This is a genomic window from Agathobacter rectalis ATCC 33656 (assembly GCF_000020605.1).
GTDB lineage: Bacteria > Bacillota > Clostridia > Lachnospirales > Lachnospiraceae > Roseburia > Roseburia rectalis.
The window spans coordinates 1584378-1602268 of record NC_012781.1 but is presented as its reverse complement, the minus strand read 5'-3'; the positions used below and the strand labels follow the sequence as shown (position 1 = coordinate 1602268).

Genomic DNA, 17891 nt, shown 5'->3' with positions numbered 1-17891 from the left:
TCAAGATTTAGTCAGCAAGCTCATATTGTTTTGCCAGTCTGTTAAGCTCATCATGAACCTCTTTCACCAGATTCTCCGGGCCAATTATCTTAAAATTATCCCCCATTGCCATAATCCAATGAATAAAAAGCTTGTTATCAGCTACCTTCACAAAAACACGCGAATGAGCTTCATCCTTCTTTAAGATTGTCACATCAGTTCCAAACCTGTCAATCAGGACACCTATAGCGCTGTTTTTGCACAGTATCTCAGCCTTAATCTCTTCTCCATTGTACATACCAAACTTCGATTTGCCATAAGAAGCAATATCGAGTTTTTTAAGCTTCTCCCTGCCCTCACGGACTTTATTTTCAATCAGGATATTCTTCATCTTGTCTACACGGTAATGACGAATATCCTTTACCTGTGTATCATGGTCATATCCAATCAGATAGTAATTGCCATCATTCCACAGTAATCCCCATGGACTGACATGATATCTGGCGCCGTCATGCTTCACCTCAAGCTCTTTTTTCGTATTCCACCGGCAATATTGAAAAGAAAGGCTTGAATTATTTGCAATTGCATTGTGTATGGCATCGACATTTTTCATGATGTCGCTATTCATGGTTTTCACTCTTCCGGCAACATATACCTGGCGCTGCAGAGTGGCAGCCTCCTGTCTGCTTGTAAGACTCTCCAGCTTCTTAATAAGCTCATTGGATTTCTCCTCAGTGATGAACTTGGCAGCCGCGACAGAATCCACTAAAAGCTTAAGCTCCGCCAGCTCAAATGCCCTGCCAATCACCTTATAATGGACAGTCCTGCCATACTGCGTCTTTTGGGTTTTGATACCAAAATCATTCAGCTGTGCTATATCATCATACAGACTTTTTCTCGCTGCCGTGACATCGTATGCATGCAGCTTGTTTAAAATCTCATCAAGCGTAATATCATGGTTAGCATCAGTATTATTCAAAAGAATTTTGGCCAGATACAAAAGCTTTAGCTTTTGATTGCTCCTAGGTTCCTTAGATTGCTTCCCGGCAGTCAGCTCATTGTTTTCCGTTTCACTCATATACACTTATCTCCCCATCAATTTGTATTGTAACTATTCAGAAACACACGCACATTCGCAAAACCGCACAATACTCGTCACTTGATTATTGCAGCAAGTTTTTCGCCACACATCACACCGAGTATACATCCTAAACAGCTCAACAACACATATCCGCACCCAAGCAGGCAGTGATTATGGTCAAACAGATTATAGGATTCCAGCGAAAATGTAGAAAACTACGTTGGTGATTAAAGTCAAAAAAGGAAATTCAGTTTTTAAGGGTATAAGACTGATGGCATATCTGGCCATTGCACCTACGGCGCCGCCCAATGCCACAAATAAAAAATTCATGGTGGTTATCTCCTATATGTAAAATACGCGATTCTCTTTTCTCGGAATCACGTCAGGATAATCTCCATCGACATATCCAAGAGCACAATGTCCGATTCCCTCATACTCATCCTCAATACCGAGTGATTTGAGAAGCTCCTTGCCCCAGTCAGACTCAAATTCTTCCTTCGCGCGGTGAATCCAGCAGCTTCCAATACCCAGATCATGTGCTGCAAGCATTAGATTTCCCATCACAAGACTGCCATCATAGACATGTGTAGGCCAGTCCTTCTTTCCAAGAACGATAAGAATAACCGGCGCACCGTAAAATGGATCAGTATTACTTCCCATTATGTCGGCATTTCTCTTAGCGATTTCATCCCTTATTTCCTTGTTTGTCACCTGAATAATAATGGTGTTCTGTGCACCTCTGCCGTTTGCCGCAAAGGTTCCGGCCTCAATTATCCGGTCAAGGATGTCTTGCGGAATCATGTCCGGTTTGAATTTGCGAATACTTCTTCTGGTTTTCATTTCTTCTAATACTTTGCTCATGATTTTGTCCTCCATGTAATTCAAATGATATTTACAATAAGTCTTTTAGCTTTGCCATCTCATCCTCAGACAACGTAACACCCTTTCCCATCTTCTCGTGTTCCGGTGCCCAGTCTCTGATATCATACTTTGGTTCTCCACCATTCCATGAAATTCTGTTGAGTTCCTTTGTCCATCCTTTGGCACTTTCTGAGAGTGTGCCTATGTGTTCTACTATTTCATATTTAAAATCTGCCATACTATAAATCCTTTCTGTTAGAATTGGAAATATTATATTTGTTCATCTTTAGTTTATTAGATGAAATTTCCACTCAGTGAGTGGAAAATTTTTTATTTCGCAATCTCATATAATAATAAAAATATACTGCTTCCAGATTGTCGACACAGTGTGTCGATAATCTAATAACTGTGAAAACTTGACTTCGTATTCTTATATATTACTTTAATGAATCAAAATCGTCTAGTTTAATTTTTAATAAAACTAAACTTTGAAATAATATTGCTTGTTGTCTTGATTTTATATAGCGTCACGTAAATTATTCAGTTACTAAAATATAGTTTTATGTACATTAAAATAAAAAAAGTTTTACAGTCACGTAAATTATTCAGTTACTAAAATACAAGACCAACGCTCCTGAGAGCTACATGTGTTTTACAGTCACGTAAATTATTCAGTTACTAAAATGTGTGCTGCGAGCTAGCAAGCTTGAGCTCGGTTTTACAGTCACGTAAATTATTCAGTTACTAAAATTGTTAGCTGCATCAATAGTGAACTTGTCTTGTTTTACAGTCACGTAAATTATTCAGTTACTAAAATATGCGTGAAAATGCGGTACCGAACATTCTGGTTTTACAGTCACGTAAATTATTCAGTTACTAAAATTTGTTGCATATTCCTTCAGTTTCACGTCTTGTTTTACAGTCACGTAAATTATTCAGTTACTAAAATTGCATTGATAATGGCCTTGTTTATGATGATGTTTTACAGTCACGTAAATTATTCAGTTACTAAAATGGTTGGCATAATTGGGATTGCAACCGGATTTGTTTTACAGTCACGTAAATTATTCAGTTACTAAAATAGATAGGTTGACGAGTGAGTCATTACATCCGTTTTACAGTCACGTAAATTATTCAGTTACTAAAATCTTCCGTGAAGACCAAGTTCTTGTAAAGCTGTTTTACAGTCACGTAAATTATTCAGTTACTAAAATCGTGTCTACGCTCTTGCCACTTCCGGCAGTGTTTTACAGTCACGTAAATTATTCAGTTACTAAAATGCATCGACTATTCTGAATTTCATTGTTTATGTTTTACAGTCACGTAAATTATTCAGTTACTAAAATAAGAGGCGTATAACTTTAATCAATATGAATGTTTTACAGTCACGTAAATTATTCAGTTACTAAAATTCCGCCTTTCAGTCCTGTATTTAAGTGAGCGTTTTACAGTCACGTAAATTATTCAGTTACTAAAATCACGTATCCCGGGCACATACGGAGAAAACGGTTTTACAGTCACGTAAATTATTCAGTTACTAAAATCCAAATCCACCCACAAAAGCACCGAAGCTCGTTTTACAGTCACGTAAATTATTCAGTTACTAAAATTAATGATTTCATTAGAATTATTTGCTACGGTTTTACAGTCACGTAAATTATTCAGTTACTAAAATATCATCTTCTACCCCCCTAATAAACTTGACAGTTTTACAGTCACGTAAATTATTCAGTTACTAAAATAGTAACCAGCTTAGAGGATATAAAGGCTCTGTTTTACAGTCACGTAAATTATTCAGTTACTAAAATCTATCGCTCATTAGCCAACACCGCCTTTACGTTTTACAGTCACGTAAATTATTCAGTTACTAAAATTCTCTAACAGTTCCACTGTCTATCAGTTCGGTTTTACAGTCACGTAAATTATTCAGTTACTAAAATTGCTTATTTCGTCACTTTTTCCACGATTTGTTTTACAGTCACGTAAATTATTCAGTTACTAAAATATGGTGAAGCCCAGCCATAGCGTCTATTTAGTTTTACAGTCACGTAAATTATTCAGTTACTAAAATCGCTAAGGCACAAGGTAAAGTATGTTATTGTTTTACAGTCACGTAAATTATTCAGTTACTAAAATCTATGTGTTTCCATATATGCTTTTTGCCTGTTTTACAGTCACGTAAATTATTCAGTTACTAAAATAAGCTGATACTCAATCTGTCCTGGATATGCGTTTTACAGTCACGTAAATTATTCAGTTACTAAAATTAATCTGCTTTTGCAATCAGAAACATTTTTGTTTTACAGTCACGTAAATTATTCAGTTACTAAAATACGCTGACACGGACAGCATACACTGTTGTGTTTTACAGTCACGTAAATTATTCAGTTACTAAAATTGTAAATCGCAAAGCCGAAGCCCCACGATAGTTTTACAGTCACGTAAATTATTCAGTTACTAAAATACAAGGCTTATGAGACTAAGACGGTCAATCGTTTTACAGTCACGTAAATTATTCAGTTACTAAAATTGATAAGTACCATTCTAATAATCCTTTGGGTTTTACAGTCACGTAAATTATTCAGTTACTAAAATCTTGCTGTTGTAATGCTCTTGTTAGTCCTGGTTTTACAGTCACGTAAATTATTCAGTTACTAAAATTGGGCGATGATCTGATTGATGTATGTGATCGTTTTACAGTCACGTAAATTATTCAGTTACTAAAATTGTAGATAATTGGAGAAAGCCGTCCGGCGGGTTTTACAGTCACGTAAATTATTCAGTTACTAAAATAGAATATCTTCCTTTGATAGATTTGTTCTTGTTTTACAGTCACGTAAATTATTCAGTTACTAAAATTTGTTAGGGGGCGCAACTATGAGAGATTTGTTTTACAGTCACGTAAATTATTCAGTTACTAAAATTGGACAGACTATGGATGGAAGTACACCATGTTTTACAGTCACGTAAATTATTCAGTTACTAAAATAGAATTACTTTAAGAAGGAATTTTTTCATGGTTTTACAGTCACGTAAATTATTCAGTTACTAAAATCACCTTTCTTTCCGGCTGGCTGCTATGCAAGTTTTACAGTCACGTAAATTATTCAGTTACTAAAATTTAGGCTTGGCGTGTCAAGGCTAAAATGCGTTTTACAGTCACGTAAATTATTCAGTTACTAAAATAGCATTGTTGTTTTTGCATACTCCGCAATTGTTTTACAGTCACGTAAATTATTCAGTTACTAAAATGTACTTCCTGTTTTAGCTTGTCTATTTCATGTTTTACAGTCACGTAAATTATTCAGTTACTAAAATCCATTCGTGGTATTTTCTCCATTGTTGCTCGTTTTACAGTCACGTAAATTATTCAGTTACTAAAATAGTGTCACAAAAATAGCTATAAGTGCTGCAGTTTTACAGTCACGTAAATTATTCAGTTACTAAAATATCAAATCTAATCATCACAAGACGTCTCTTGTTCAAATTAACCTAATATTCTAATTTCTACAACATTTATTTTAGCACATATTATGCCTTTAAAAAAGCCATTTCAGGCATTTTTTCATCTGGTATTTTATCATCCAGCAGCAAAGTTTTGTTAATCAACTTACATACTACATTTTCTTCTACAGTATTCAAAAAATTTGACTGCCCAATATTTTGTATTATATTGCATATAATTTTCTTAACATGTTCATTTGAAAATTCTTTTTCATAAGGATAATTTTCTTTTAGGAATAGATATAATCTGTTATATTCAGGCATTTGAAAATACACATCACCAAAAACAGATATACCCTCAAGAAAATCTATATCACAACAAACATACTTATTCAAGCTAGATGAGAATATAAAATATAAATCATATTTTTTTGATATTGTATCTGCTGCATGAATGATTTCAACATATTCTTTCAGGCTTACTAAATGATCTAAATTTTCAAAAAGAATCAATGTCTTTTTAGGATTGTTTTTCAAAACATTATCTACAATATTCAATAATATTAATATAAGCTCAGCATTGGACTTATCAGATAATTCAGTATCATCAATACCTGACACTTCAGATTTCTGGACCATATCCCAAACATCAGCCATAGAATATGACAATTCTATATCACCAACTTTATTGACTTGATCATTAATAATCTGAAACATTATTTCTATTTCTTCACTCAAATTACGCAGATGCAGCTGCCAGTCAAAATCCTGTATAACATTTTTGACATATTCCATGAGAAGACTCTGCTTTGTCATTTTAATCATTTGAATAATATCTGTTTTATTACTGATGGAAAGAACACTAAAGAACTTTCTGCCTACCTGATTATTGTCTATAAATACATTATCTCTCCACTTGTTTTTTGATTCAGAATATTTAAATGTTCCAAAGTATCTTCTTAACGATTCAAAAATATAGTTTTTCTTACGAACATTTTGACCGCACAATTGCGTAACAGGACATAATTCAAAACAAAATCTTTTTTCAAATTCTGTAATTTCCACATTCATATAATAATCAGCCTTTCTGTACCTATTGCTGTTTCAGAAGTTTGTCTGCTGCCAACCAGTAGTTTCATATCATCATATTGCTTCTCTGTAACACAAAGAAGACGCACATTCCCTTCCAGTGGCAGATTTTTTTTAATCCTATTTTCTATTCTGTTGGCAAATTCCCTGCTGGGACAGACTCTTACATATATAGAATACTGAATCATAACAAACCCTTCCTGAATAAGTTCTTTTCTGAATATTCTATAATTTCTTCTTTGTTCTTCTGTTTCAACAGGCAAATCAAACATACAAAACATTCTCATTATATTATATTTATCCATACTCCTCTCCAATCAAATTATATACATCCGGAAATACAATATTATCTGTACGCTTCATAATAAGCGATGCATATTGCTCAATATAATTTTCAATCATATTACACATGTACATCTTTTTTTCACGATACATAATCTTCATATTCAGTATACTTACCAGTTTTCTCCTATGCTCCGGTGTAAAATACTTATCGTTTTTCATAGAATTATAGGCAACAATATCGACAATAGGTCTAAGTGGCTCCATAAGATCATCTACAAGATTAAATCTATTGTATTCACTTTTATGATGAATTCCGATCTGTGTATTAAGCCCGTAGCCCACACACGCTCTGGCAATATATCCTCTAATGACAGCATATCCGTAATCCAATCCGCTATTTAACAGAATATCTTCGTTTCCTCTTGAAAAAGAGGTTCCCATTAAAAGATTAAAATATACCTTAGCCGCATGTGCCTCTCTATTAGATTTGTCACCAATTAAAATATTCTTTGAAAACTCTATTATTTTCTCTGGTCCATCAGAATCCCTGGTCATAATCTGATATGCTTTTGCCTGATTTTCGATTTTTATCTTAACAATTTGCTGCCATAGCTTTCCATAATAATCCTGCTCTTTATCAATCTGAAACCCTATCACCTTTGAAGCTCTGCTATGATTATCATATGCACTATAAAAACCTGTCGGAAGATGCTGTTGATTATAAAGCATCAATCCAATTCCCTGCTCAGCTAACTGACACATCAATCTGGTAGATAAATTTGAGGCAAGGTTATCCAGAACTATCATTGATATATCATCAAGCGGGATCCATATATCCTCACCACATTTTGTAATAATCAGGTTGTTCAGCTTAACCTTTATAGTCACTTCATTTTCTATAAGTATTACTCTAAATGCCATTTAACCCTCCAACACACAAAAAAAGGAGCACCCGTCGGTGCTCCTGATTTCGGCATAAAGCCTTGTTTTAGTAGATCTGAAAAATTTACGTGACTATAAAATTTTCTCTACATTTACACTTTATCACCAAGAGCACGTTATGTCAATAAATATTAACAAAAACTTGTAAATTTTTCTTCTGAACAGGAATATTTATTTCCTAAAATATCATATCTGTATTTTTTAATAAATTTTGTCTTTCCAAGTCCAACTAAATTTTGCTTTTCAAATTTAGCCTTATCAATTGGTTTAGTCTCTATATAGTTTCTTTGCTTTGGCATAGTTCGAGAAACCAGTCTCTCTGTATAAATCTTACCATCCTTCTCATACTCAATGATATCATTTTTATAGAAAGACAGCTTAAATTTAAATCCAAGATTTTCTAAATCAGCTCTCGATTGTCCCGGCTGTATCATCTTTTCATTAACTAATATTCTAGCATATGCCTCTTCGTCAATTACATTCCTGCCTTTTTCAAACTTAATGTCTGACTGCTTCACACCTACAAGATAGTACGAATGATTTTCTTCTTTATAGTAGACATCCATCCTATAAGGGACAAGGCTCTCTAATATTACCTTTTTGCTACCCTTTTCAAATCCGTATTTATGAGATATATCTATACAGGCACCGACTTCACCATCTTTATATTTAAGCTTATCAATTCTAGGTCCATTGTGTTTTTTTGAATACTTTCTGATAATATCTCCGGTCTCTTTCTCATACTGCACAAATGGATTTGCGGCATCACTGTAGTCCTCATATATCTTGCAAAGATCATCAAATGTTCTTCTATCATTCAGATACACTAACAGACGTTCTCTGTCACTATCCTTTTTGCTAAATGCAAGCTTGGCAAAAACCTTTATTCCTTCTTTTGTCCTTATGTCAAGCTTATTTATCTTGTATTGCTTACCATCATATTCTCTTGTGCCGCGAATAGTCTGATTACAAAGACCACGGTTTGATTTGCGCATAACATAGTGCCAGTATTTTACATTTTTCTCTGCTTTTACAACCTCATTCCTGATATTTGCCCATTTTTTTCCATATAGATAATCTGCATAAACCTCGTCCGACATGTTTTCATCCCACATGTCCTTTCTAAGAATTTCACCGGTTTCAAAATCAATAAATTCACCCTGTAATTTATGATAAGCCTCATATCCAAGCTCTGAATAACCAATAAGCATCGCATCAACCGCATGATGTGAATAGCTTTCATCACGATTTTTGTCAAGCTTCAAATTACATCTCATTTGATGTGTATAGCTTCCTTTAATTACTTTAACTTTTGTATCTGCTTCATTAGCCATAAAAAAGTTTTGAATTGTGTTTAATACAAGTCTGGATGCATAGCTCGTATCATTGATATTTCTATTTATGAAACCTTTGAGTACATCCATTTTTGTTATATCCTCACTATATAGTAAGTTTTGAATTTTCTTTCTTGAAATTGCATATTCCTTTTTCTTTGATAAATTCATGACTGTTGCCTTATATTGCTCAAAGCTCCATTCGCTATGTGAATGAGTAAGATAATAATATGGTGTCTGATTACCTTTCTTTTGATTTTCAGAACGATAAACTAAAACCTTATTACTTCTGGCATCATCAAACGATATTGATCTCGGAATTATATGGTCAATCTCAAATAACTGAGGATTATTGATTATATCATTTGGATCAATTGTCTTGCCTGAATACAGACATATTCCATCCTGTTCATTCCAAAGCTTTAATTTTAAAGAAAGCTGTTTTTGAGACGAAAAATCGGATGGTGAAAGCTTAATACCATATGTAACAGCAAGCTTTTTCTCAATATATTCCATTTCTTTTTCATTTAATTTCTGGCTGTCATTGATTCTCTTCTTCTGCTCCTCTGAATTTCTATCTCTCGGCATCTCAATAACTATTGTGTCTAGAGCCTTGTATTTCTTTAATACTGCATTAAGGATTTTAAACGATATTCGAACTGACCTGCGTACAACCGGATTAAATATATCTTCACTAACCACATCGACCGGAATATATTTTAATCCCGCAAATTCTTCCTGTGTGCCTTTTGTAACACCCATTTCTGTTAAAAGTGTCATCTGCTCCTTTGGCTGTGCATACATCTCTGGAATAAGCTCATTCATTATCTTTAATGAAAATGATTGCCATTTATTAAATAATGCACCATTAGTTTTTCTCATATTAATGAGACATTGTTTAACATCATCTGATAAATCAATCCATGACTTCTGAAAAGCCTCCATCATAGCTTCTTTATCTGTATTTATTGTCATTATATAACCAATTTCGTCAAGCTCTTCTCTTGAATAATTTGAAATATCAATTCCGATTTCAAGGAGAGCCTTACGCATTTTATTATATACCTCGAATTTGTGAAATATCTCTTTGCCGGATTTATCTATCCTTGCGCCAGCGAAATCATCTATGTTTTCTCCCATACAATCAGAAATAATCTTACGCATATTAATGGTATTGCTGCTCTTTATACGCTCAACAATTTCATGCTTTTCATTTTCCTCCAATTTACGTCCATTAATAGTCAGATTATTTAAATCATTTAACACATTGTATTCCTGAGCTGTATATGATGCGGCAGCGGCACGAAGCTCATCCGGATAGACACTACATTTACCAATTAATTTTTCAAAAATATTATCTTCTGTAATATAATTTCCATTGGCATCTAATTTTGTTGTAAATCTGCCATAATCTGTCCTTGACTTTTCATTTCCAGGACCTTCATAATACTTTCTCTTTCTGTTAAATATAAGCATATATCCATCGCAGAATTCGTCTGTAAGCTCAGGATGATATTTCTTTTGGATTTCAAAAACTCTTTGAATTTCCTTTCTATATGCACCAATAGTAAATACATTACTGAGATCAAGAACTTCGCCATTTTCGTTAATAATTTGTGATTGTCCTCTGTATTTGCCAATTGTATTTAACCGTTCCTGCTGTATTTCACACGGATAATGAGTTTCAAGTTCCTTGGCATTGAGCTTTAAGCCATTAGCATAAGCACTGCTGCCAGATACTGTATCATCTAAGGCATCCTCCAAATAAGAAATACCCCTATGCTTTAAATAACTATACAGAATCAGATACAATTCATCTAATGTAATCTCTTCTGTAATTGCACGTACCTTCAATCCAACAATTTCAGTTGACTTAAACTGCGGGATTGACAAATTATTGTTCTCCCATAATTTAATAAAGTCATTAATTCTGGTTTTAAGACGCCTGTTATTTCTTTTCGCCCCACGCATATCACGTCTGAGCTGATTATCTGCAGCAGATGCTTCAGGAAATATATTTGATCCCGCTTCTATAACTGTTTCGCTTTCCTTATCCAATATTGCCCATCCAACTGATGCGATTCCAATGTCTAATGCCAAGATGTACTTCATAAATAACTTCTCCTTTTCTGTATAATTCACGCAATAAAAAAATGATATGTTACATTTAACATAATACTAAAGCAAAATTTGATACCTTATTCCTATAATATCACATTTTTCAGAATTTGTATCATTATAACCTTAATTTTATGACTTTTGCTTCTTTCTTATGATGGCTTATGATGGCTCTAGCTTATCACATTACGAGTCCCAAAGTCTGCCCTCGTAACTCGAATTTTTGTTCGAAGATTACTGTTCAGTCCCTAGCCAGAAGCCCTCTCTCGTAACCATATTTTATTTATAAAAACATCTATAATCCTTAAACAAAAAATCGCTCAAACTCACGGTCTAAGCGATTTTTCTATTCGGGAATTGGTTTAGTTCCCCATCTTTATATAAGCTCTACTCAAGCTTGAATTTGCCGACTTCCGTTGCCAGATCCTCTGCGATGCCATTGTTGTCGGAAGCCTCGCTTTGGATATCATTGACGTTACCGGTAAGCTGTACGGAAGACTCGGAAACTCCCGCAATGCCCTTGGCACTCTCTTCCACGGCAATGTTGACTGCAGAGATGGATTCACGGATGCCATCCATCGTGCTGCGAAGTTCTTCCGCAGTCTGCGCGAACTGCTCCATCATTGCACGCATTGCATTCGCATCGGTCGCATAATTTTCACTCGTTGCAACAAGACCTCCGAAGCCTTCCTCTGTGGAATTGCGGACAAATTCGATCATCTGCTGCGATCCCTCTGCCAGTTCATCCACTGCCTGAATGACCTCTGCACTCACCTGGCGGATTTTTGCTGCGGCATCCGCAGAGTTACCTGCCAGCTTTCCAATCTCATCCGCAACCACCGCAAAGCCGCGTCCTGCTTCCCCTGCGCGTGCCGCTTCAATACTTGCATTCAGCGCAAGAAGATTGGTCTGTTCTGTAATCTCGATAATGTTGGAAGTAAGAATCTCGATCTGTTCCACCGATTTGGACTTTGCAATCTTCTCATTTAAAGAAGCCGCCATCTTCTCGGTCTCAATGTTTGCTTTCTTCTGCCCCTCCTCTGCTGCATCATTCGCCCCGGAAGCACGGCTCTCCATCTCCTGAGAAGAGACTTTTCCGGCATCCGCATTGCCTGCAATACGCTCTACCGATGAATAGATTTCGTCAATTGCCTCCGTGATCTGATTGAGTGAAGAAGTCGTTTCCTCCATCGCCGCACTCATCTCCTGCATCGTTGCCGACACATCGGTAATGCTTTCATCCGCAGAGCTCAGATGATCCACCATTTTGCGGGAAGAAGACATAAGCCGCATGGATCCGGACGAAATTCCGATCATAATCTTGCGGATATACGCTAACAACTCATTCACATTGCCCGCAATCAGTTCCAGCTCATCCCCGCTTCTGACATCCAGTTTCTGTGTCAGGTCACCCTCATTATGTACCAGATCATAAATCTTCGCATTTACCTGCATCAGTCCCTTTGTAATCCTGCTAACGATAATCGTCAGAATCAGGATTGCCAGAATCAGACAGATGCCTCCGATCTGTAACGTCTGGACAACTGCCTTCTGTAATTCTGCTGTAATCGATGACGCATCATAATCGCATCCAAGTATTGCAACAACCTTGCCTGCATTGTCCTCAATAGGCTTGTATACCGTAATCAGATCTCCGTCTTCTGTATGGTCGATGTAATCCTGAATGTATTCCTTTCCACCGAACACCGGCTCCAGTTCCGCGTATGAATCCGCAAATTCATCACCGACTTTTGCCGCATCCTCGTCCGAATCCACACCATAATACACTTTCTTTCCGTCCGTATACAATGTGTATAAAAAAGCAATTCCGCATGCTTTTTGCTTTTTTCTGAGATCTCCTTGCAGATTCTGATAGACCTGCGTACCTTCCGATCCTACCGTCACTTTGTATACCAGCTTGGCATCCAGCGAATCCGCAACGATCGTTGCCGCCATGTCTGCTTCCTCAACGCCCATCCTCACCATGCTTTTCTCAAAACGCGTGTAGGAATTGTATCCCATCAAACCACAGACGAGTACAACGATTATGATTGACGGAATCAGGATCTTCGCGCGGATTGTGAGTCTCCTTGTACGAATTTTGCCTTTGTTCATTTCAACGCTTCTCCTTATGTCTACATTGTATGGCACAAGTATAACACATTATCGAACGATGGGCAACGGGCATGTTCGTCAATTATTATCGAATAGGAATCGTGACGGAATCCTTTGCCTTTTTCCATACGATCACTGAATAGTAACTGTTCGAAGCTTTGTTTTTTCACAGATTTGTAGTATAATACCTACCATGAAATTACAAAAATTATACAGCAAGGTCCGTCAGGCCCTTGACGACTACAATATGATAACTGAAAATGACAAAATCGCCATAGGTGTCTCAGGCGGAAAGGATTCTCTTACGCTACTCTATGCGCTTTCCGGCATCAGAAGCTTTTATCCTGTGCCCTTTGAGCTTGTAGCGATAGCGGTTGACCTGGGATATGAGGATTTTGATTTGTCTCCGGTGAAGGCGCTGTGTGATGAGCTCTCTGTTGAGTTTTATGTGGTGAAAACTGATATTGGAAGAATATCTCTTGAGAAATCTAAGAATCAGGCTAGTCCCTGCTCATGGTGTGCAAAGCTTAGAAAGGGAGCTTTGAATGATTTTGCGCTGTCTGTCGGCTGCAATAAAATCGCATATGCACACCATATGGATGATATTATAGAGACTATGTTTCTTTCCCTGCTATATGAGGGACAATTTTATTCTTTCGCGCCTGTTACACAGCTGGACGGCAGTGGGCTTGCCATCATCCGTCCGCTTATGTATGTCGGCGAGTCTGATGTGAAGGGCTTTAAGAATAAATACAATCTGCCGGTGTGCAAGAATCCATGCCCTTACGACGGCCACACGCGGCGCGAATATGTAAAGCAGCTTGTCAGACAGCTCAATCTGGAAATTCCGGGTGTCAAGAAGAGGCTGTTTTCTGCTATTCAAAACGGCAATATCGATGATTGGGTGAAATGCACTAAGCCTTCCGATGCTTCATAGAGCGCTTTTTCTCATACATCCTAGAATCAGCCTCACGGATTATCTCATTAATATCCTTTGTGCTGTTATCGTTTTTCACAGCATATCCCATGGCAGCTGTGATAGGCACTATATTATTTCCATCAGTGATACATCCGAGATTATCCATCATTTCAGAGATATCGCCTATGTACATTTCATCTTTCCAAAAAACTGTGAACAGAAATGATTGTTCCATAAAAATGCCTTTCATACTTATATCTTTTACAGCTTGTCCGAATCCAGTACAATCGTAAATGGCCCGTCATTCTCAAGCTCTATCTTCATATCGGCTCCAAACACCCCTCTTTGTACTCCTGGAACTGCCTTATCACACTCGCTGATGCAGTATTCATAAAGCTCGTTTGCCATATCAGGACTTCCTGCCTCCACAAATGAAGGACGATTGCCTTTCTTACAATTTGCATAAAGCGTAAACTGCGATATGAGCAAAAGCTTTCCGTCTACATCATTTATCGAAAGATTTGTCTTGTCATTCTCATCGGCAAAAATTCTCATGTTTATAAGCTTTTTGATCATTTTATCAGCAATCTCTTTAGTGTCTGTCTCTGCTATGCCTATCAAAACGCACAGTCCCTTTTCTATGCTGCCGGTTATATTTCCATCTATAGTGCACTTTGCATGGTTTACACGCTGTATTACAAATCTCATTATTATGTTGTCTCCTCAAATATGTTATTTACATGTTATAAATTGGATATAATTATTTTGTTACAATTTATGTGACATATAGTTTTACTACCATTTTTATCCAACAATTTGCATATTATTTTAAACCATATTTATAAAATAAACAAGTCTGTCTGTGACTTTGTCCACATAGTTTCAGTCAAAATCATATGAACACCGCAATCCCTAAAGTGCATTTATTAGGCAATTTGTATTCATTTATAAGCTTTCGTGTACATTTATGAATTATATTGTCAAGTGACGTATTACTGTGTTAGAATTATAAATATAAAATTTTTACAAACCATTTTTTTGAGTAAAGGAGGATATTTATGAACTACAATATTGAGGGAGAGCCATTACCGGTTGTGATCTGCAACCTTGAGGCAAACGAGACTATGATTACCGAAAAAGGTGCCATGTCATGGATGACTCCAAACATGAAGATGGAGACTACATCAAATGGAGGCATCGGCAAAATGTTTGGCCGTGCATTTTCAGGTGAGAGTATGTTCCAAAATCGCTACACATCTATGGGTGGTCCGGGAATGATAGCATTTGCATCATGCTTTCCAGGATGCATCAGACCCTTCCAGATTGCACCGGGACAGGAAATAATTGCCCAGAAATCAGCATTTCTTGCTTCAACCTCCGGAGTTGAGCTGTCCGTATTTTTCCAAAAAAGAATAGGATCAGGTTTCTTCGGCGGTGAGGGCTTTATCATGCAGCGTCTGTCGGGAAACGGATTGGCATTTTTAGAATTTGACGGCCACATAAAGGAATACGAGCTTGCACCCGGTCAGCAGCTGGTGATTGATACCGGATACTTAGCCGCTATGACAGGAAGCTGTCAGCTCGAAATTCAGACTGTTCCGGGTATCAAAAATGTGGTATTCGGCGGTGAAGGATTATTCAACACCGTTGTCACCGGACCTGGCCGTGTATGGCTCCAGAGTATGCCTGTTTCTCAGCTTGCAGGTGCAATCAGACCTTTTATTCCAACCGGCAACTAAACCTATAAAACAGGACTGTCGATATTCAGGCAGTCCTGTTTTACACTTTGTACTAAATTCTATGGTTTTATATTTTATCTATGCCATACCATTTGCAGTTTTGTACTTCCATAGCATCTCAGCGTGATTCTGCTCTTCTATCTGTATATCTGCCAATAGCTTTCTGATATCCGAATTTCCAAATACAAATACATCGGAATTGTACTCGCCGGATACCAGCTTTTCTGTTCCTATACAGTCTGTAGCCAGATAACAGTCAGCTTTCTTGTCCTCAGAATTGCCAAGCGAATCGTATGTTGCAGCAGGGTTATAATTCTTCCCCTTGGAATCATTGCAGTCAACTGACGGAACCTTTCCCTTAATCACCTGATCCAAAGAGTCAAAATGCTTTTGCTCATCCCTTGCTATTTCTTCAAAAAGCTCCTTAAGCACCGGATCCTTTGCCTGATTACTGTATTTGGTATACTTCTCTATGCATGCCTGTTCCTGTGTTTTTAAATCTTCAATAGCGTTTGTTTCTTTTTCTGTTAGAATCATTTAATAGACACCTCCTGTCAGCATTATTATGTACAAAGGTGTAAATTATATTTATGATTGCCACAATTTTAATTAAAAAAGCCTCTAACCGAAATCGCAATTAAAAATAAGATACATAAAATAATTACTCACAGCACATGCTAAACTCATACTCAGGATGAAAAATAACAGTAACTATTCAGCATATTCAGGATAGCTGCAAATAAAAATCAAATTAAAACATCAAATAAACAAAACACAAATAAACAAGCATCAATCAGGAGGACTATTCATGAATAATACAGGGATATATAATGCCAATACACATAATACCGACCAGAATATCTACAGCCGGCAAAACTTTAAACAGTATCATAACAATAAATCCAGCATCTGCGGCATATCAGATGATAAAACTGACTGCAGCCGCCAAAGTGCCTTCTGCGATAGCACAAACTATGCGGATTTACCACTCGGATGCGTATGCGAAGGAACTGAAGTTAGAAACAGTGCTGACGAAAATGTCAAAATTTACAATATAAAGCACTCTCATCAGCCTATTTAGCCAGCTCCCAAAATGCCACTGCACTGGCAGCAGCCACATTTAGAGAATCGACGCCATGTGACATTGGTATCTTTACAGTGTAGTCACAGGAGTCTATAGTCTGCTCATGAAGACCATCTCCCTCAGTGCCGAGCACTATTGCAAGTCTTTCCTCTGAGTGAAGCACAGGGTCATCTATACTCACGGAATCATCAGTCAGCGCCATAGCACAAGTCTTAAATCCAAGCTTATGAAGCACATCAATATAGTATTTATAAGCACTGCTATTTCGGTCGCTGCAATTTTGGTCACTGCTATCACACTTATCATGCAATGAAGCATCTGAAAAAGTGTTGTCACTGCCGACATTGTACTTGGGAAAATATGCCCATGGCACCTGAAACACAGTTCCCATACTAACCCTGATTGCACGCCTGTACAAAGGATTGCTGCAGGCAGGAGTGAGCAGCACCGCATCCATATGCAGTGCTGCCGCTGACCTGAATATAGCTCCGACATTGGTTGGATTTACCACATCCTCAAGCACCGCAACTCTTCTTGCGTCCCTGCACACCTCTTCGACGGACCTTGGCTTCGGCCTGTACATAGCACAGAGTGTGCCTCTGGTCAAAGCAAAGCCAGTCAGCTTTGTGAGCAAATCAAATGACGCAGTATATACAGGTATATTCTGACATCTTTCGATAATGCCTCTTGCCTCGCCATTTACATGCTTTGTCTCCATCAGAAGAGAAACCGGTTCACATCCCGCATCAAGTGCCCTCTCTATCACCTTTGGACTTTCAGCTATAAACATCCCCTCTTTTGGATTAGCTCTGTTTAAAAGCTGATTCTCCGTCAATCTGGCATACACATCCAGATTGGGGTCCATAAAATCTGTAATTGTGATTATATTATCAGACATATA

The 17891-nt window shown here is 37.1% G+C and carries 15 protein-coding genes, 1 pseudogene and 1 CRISPR repeat array; of the genes and pseudogenes, 3 read left to right on the top strand and 13 right to left on the bottom strand.

From position 1 onward, the window contains the following. Positions 1 to 7: 7 nt before the first annotated feature. The 9 genes and pseudogenes from EUBREC_RS07715 to EUBREC_RS07675 all read right to left on the bottom strand — a co-directional run bounded on the left by EUBREC_RS07715 (position 8) and on the right by EUBREC_RS07675 (position 13248). The gene (locus EUBREC_RS07715) at positions 8 to 1057 is read right to left on the bottom strand and encodes a helix-turn-helix transcriptional regulator (protein ID WP_012742562.1); all 1050 of its coding nucleotides are present in this window, start codon (positions 1055 to 1057) and stop codon (positions 8 to 10) included. A gap of 77 nt (positions 1058 to 1134) precedes the next feature. After that, positions 1135 to 1390, bottom strand: a pseudogene (locus EUBREC_RS18285) (fluoride efflux transporter FluC). 12 nt (positions 1391 to 1402) lie between these two features. After that, positions 1403 to 1921 (bottom strand): nitroreductase, encoded by a 519-nt coding sequence (locus tag EUBREC_RS07705; protein WP_041254044.1) that lies wholly within the window; start codon positions 1919 to 1921, stop codon positions 1403 to 1405. A gap of 31 nt (positions 1922 to 1952) precedes the next feature. Continuing rightward, complete coding sequence (locus EUBREC_RS07700) at positions 1953 to 2159, bottom strand: YdbC family protein (RefSeq protein ID WP_012742559.1); 207 nt, start codon at positions 2157 to 2159, stop codon at positions 1953 to 1955. Positions 2160 to 2439: 280 nt separating this feature from the next. Continuing rightward, a CRISPR array of direct repeats spans positions 2440 to 5371; the repeat unit is 36 nt; unit sequence GTTTTACAGTCACGTAAATTATTCAGTTACTAAAAT. An 81-nt stretch (positions 5372 to 5452) separates the two neighbouring features. Then, positions 5453 to 6436 (bottom strand): CRISPR-associated protein Csn2-St, encoded by a 984-nt coding sequence (csn2-St, locus tag EUBREC_RS07695; protein ID WP_012742558.1) that lies wholly within the window; start codon positions 6434 to 6436, stop codon positions 5453 to 5455. Further along, positions 6433 to 6759 (bottom strand): CRISPR-associated endonuclease Cas2, encoded by a 327-nt coding sequence (gene cas2 / locus EUBREC_RS07690; RefSeq protein WP_012742557.1) that lies wholly within the window; start codon positions 6757 to 6759, stop codon positions 6433 to 6435. The genes csn2-St and cas2 overlap by 4 nt, the downstream gene beginning before the upstream one ends. Then, complete coding sequence (gene cas1, locus EUBREC_RS07685) at positions 6752 to 7660, bottom strand: type II CRISPR-associated endonuclease Cas1 (protein WP_012742556.1); 909 nt, start codon at positions 7658 to 7660, stop codon at positions 6752 to 6754. The genes cas2 and cas1 overlap by 8 nt, the downstream gene beginning before the upstream one ends. Positions 7661 to 7812: 152 nt before the next feature. Then, positions 7813 to 11127, bottom strand: coding sequence for a type II CRISPR RNA-guided endonuclease Cas9 (gene cas9 / locus EUBREC_RS07680; RefSeq protein ID WP_041254043.1), 3315 nt, complete (start codon positions 11125 to 11127; stop codon positions 7813 to 7815). A 393-nt stretch (positions 11128 to 11520) separates the two neighbouring features. Next, positions 11521 to 13248 carry a methyl-accepting chemotaxis protein gene (locus tag EUBREC_RS07675; protein ID WP_012742554.1) on the bottom strand — a complete coding sequence of 576 codons (1728 nt, stop codon included), beginning with the start codon at positions 13246 to 13248 and terminating at the stop codon, positions 11521 to 11523. 193 nt (positions 13249 to 13441) lie between these two features. Here EUBREC_RS07675 and EUBREC_RS07670 point away from each other — a divergent pair, with 193 nt between their 5' ends. Then, positions 13442 to 14185 (top strand): tRNA lysidine(34) synthetase, encoded by a 744-nt coding sequence (locus tag EUBREC_RS07670; protein ID WP_012742553.1) that lies wholly within the window; start codon positions 13442 to 13444, stop codon positions 14183 to 14185. On the opposite strand, the gene EUBREC_RS07665 is transcribed toward EUBREC_RS07670, so the two are convergent. Together EUBREC_RS07665 and dtd are read right to left on the bottom strand one after the other, a co-directional pair. Then, positions 14163 to 14402: a GGDEF domain-containing protein gene (locus EUBREC_RS07665; RefSeq protein ID WP_306719251.1), complete on the bottom strand. Its 240-nt coding sequence runs from the start codon at positions 14400 to 14402 to the stop codon at positions 14163 to 14165. The genes EUBREC_RS07670 and EUBREC_RS07665 overlap by 23 nt on opposite strands. 26 nt (positions 14403 to 14428) lie before the next feature. Further along, complete coding sequence (gene dtd / locus EUBREC_RS07660) at positions 14429 to 14875, bottom strand: D-aminoacyl-tRNA deacylase (protein WP_012742551.1); 447 nt, start codon at positions 14873 to 14875, stop codon at positions 14429 to 14431. 350 nt (positions 14876 to 15225) lie between these two features. Here dtd and EUBREC_RS07655 point away from each other — a divergent pair, with 350 nt between their 5' ends. Then, a complete protein-coding gene (locus EUBREC_RS07655; protein ID WP_012742550.1) occupies positions 15226 to 15906 on the top strand; it encodes a TIGR00266 family protein in 681 nt (226 codons plus the stop codon). A 78-nt stretch (positions 15907 to 15984) separates the two neighbouring features. Here EUBREC_RS07655 and EUBREC_RS07650 read toward each other — a convergent pair whose 3' ends face one another. Further along, a complete protein-coding gene (locus tag EUBREC_RS07650; RefSeq protein WP_012742549.1) occupies positions 15985 to 16443 on the bottom strand; it encodes a ferritin-like domain-containing protein in 459 nt (152 codons plus the stop codon). 271 nt (positions 16444 to 16714) lie between these two features. On the opposite strand from EUBREC_RS07650, the gene EUBREC_RS07645 reads away from it, so the two are divergent. After that, positions 16715 to 16987 (top strand): hypothetical protein, encoded by a 273-nt coding sequence (locus EUBREC_RS07645; protein ID WP_012742548.1) that lies wholly within the window; start codon positions 16715 to 16717, stop codon positions 16985 to 16987. On the opposite strand, the gene EUBREC_RS07640 is transcribed toward EUBREC_RS07645, so the two are convergent. Further along, on the bottom strand, positions 16980 to 17888 hold the full coding sequence (locus tag EUBREC_RS07640; protein WP_012742547.1) for a TrmH family RNA methyltransferase: 909 nt from the start codon (positions 17886 to 17888) through the stop codon (positions 16980 to 16982). The genes EUBREC_RS07645 and EUBREC_RS07640 overlap by 8 nt on opposite strands. Between the last annotated feature and the right edge of the window lie 3 nt (positions 17889 to 17891).

Coding starts and splice junctions, on each gene's coding strand:
- cas2 (WP_012742557.1), bottom strand. CDS start 6,759: ATGGATAAATATAATATAATGAGAATGTTTTGTATGTTTGATTTGCCT.
- EUBREC_RS07665 (WP_306719251.1), bottom strand. CDS start 14,402: ATGGAACAATCATTTCTGTTCACAGTTTTTTGGAAAGATGAAATGTAC.
- EUBREC_RS07675 (WP_012742554.1), bottom strand. CDS start 13,248: ATGAACAAAGGCAAAATTCGTACAAGGAGACTCACAATCCGCGCGAAG.
- EUBREC_RS07715 (WP_012742562.1), bottom strand. CDS start 1,057: ATGAGTGAAACGGAAAACAATGAGCTGACTGCCGGGAAGCAATCTAAG.
- EUBREC_RS07705 (WP_041254044.1), bottom strand. CDS start 1,921: ATGAGCAAAGTATTAGAAGAAATGAAAACCAGAAGAAGTATTCGCAAA.
- dtd (WP_012742551.1), bottom strand. CDS start 14,875: ATGAGATTTGTAATACAGCGTGTAAACCATGCAAAGTGCACTATAGAT.
- csn2-St (WP_012742558.1), bottom strand. CDS start 6,436: ATGAATGTGGAAATTACAGAATTTGAAAAAAGATTTTGTTTTGAATTA.
- EUBREC_RS07655 (WP_012742550.1), top strand. CDS start 15,226: ATGAACTACAATATTGAGGGAGAGCCATTACCGGTTGTGATCTGCAAC.
- cas9 (WP_041254043.1), bottom strand. CDS start 11,127: ATGAAGTACATCTTGGCATTAGACATTGGAATCGCATCAGTTGGATGG.
- EUBREC_RS07640 (WP_012742547.1), bottom strand. CDS start 17,888: ATGTCTGATAATATAATCACAATTACAGATTTTATGGACCCCAATCTG.
- EUBREC_RS07670 (WP_012742553.1), top strand. CDS start 13,442: ATGAAATTACAAAAATTATACAGCAAGGTCCGTCAGGCCCTTGACGAC.
- EUBREC_RS07645 (WP_012742548.1), top strand. CDS start 16,715: ATGAATAATACAGGGATATATAATGCCAATACACATAATACCGACCAG.
- EUBREC_RS07650 (WP_012742549.1), bottom strand. CDS start 16,443: ATGATTCTAACAGAAAAAGAAACAAACGCTATTGAAGATTTAAAAACA.
- cas1 (WP_012742556.1), bottom strand. CDS start 7,660: ATGGCATTTAGAGTAATACTTATAGAAAATGAAGTGACTATAAAGGTT.
- EUBREC_RS07700 (WP_012742559.1), bottom strand. CDS start 2,159: ATGGCAGATTTTAAATATGAAATAGTAGAACACATAGGCACACTCTCA.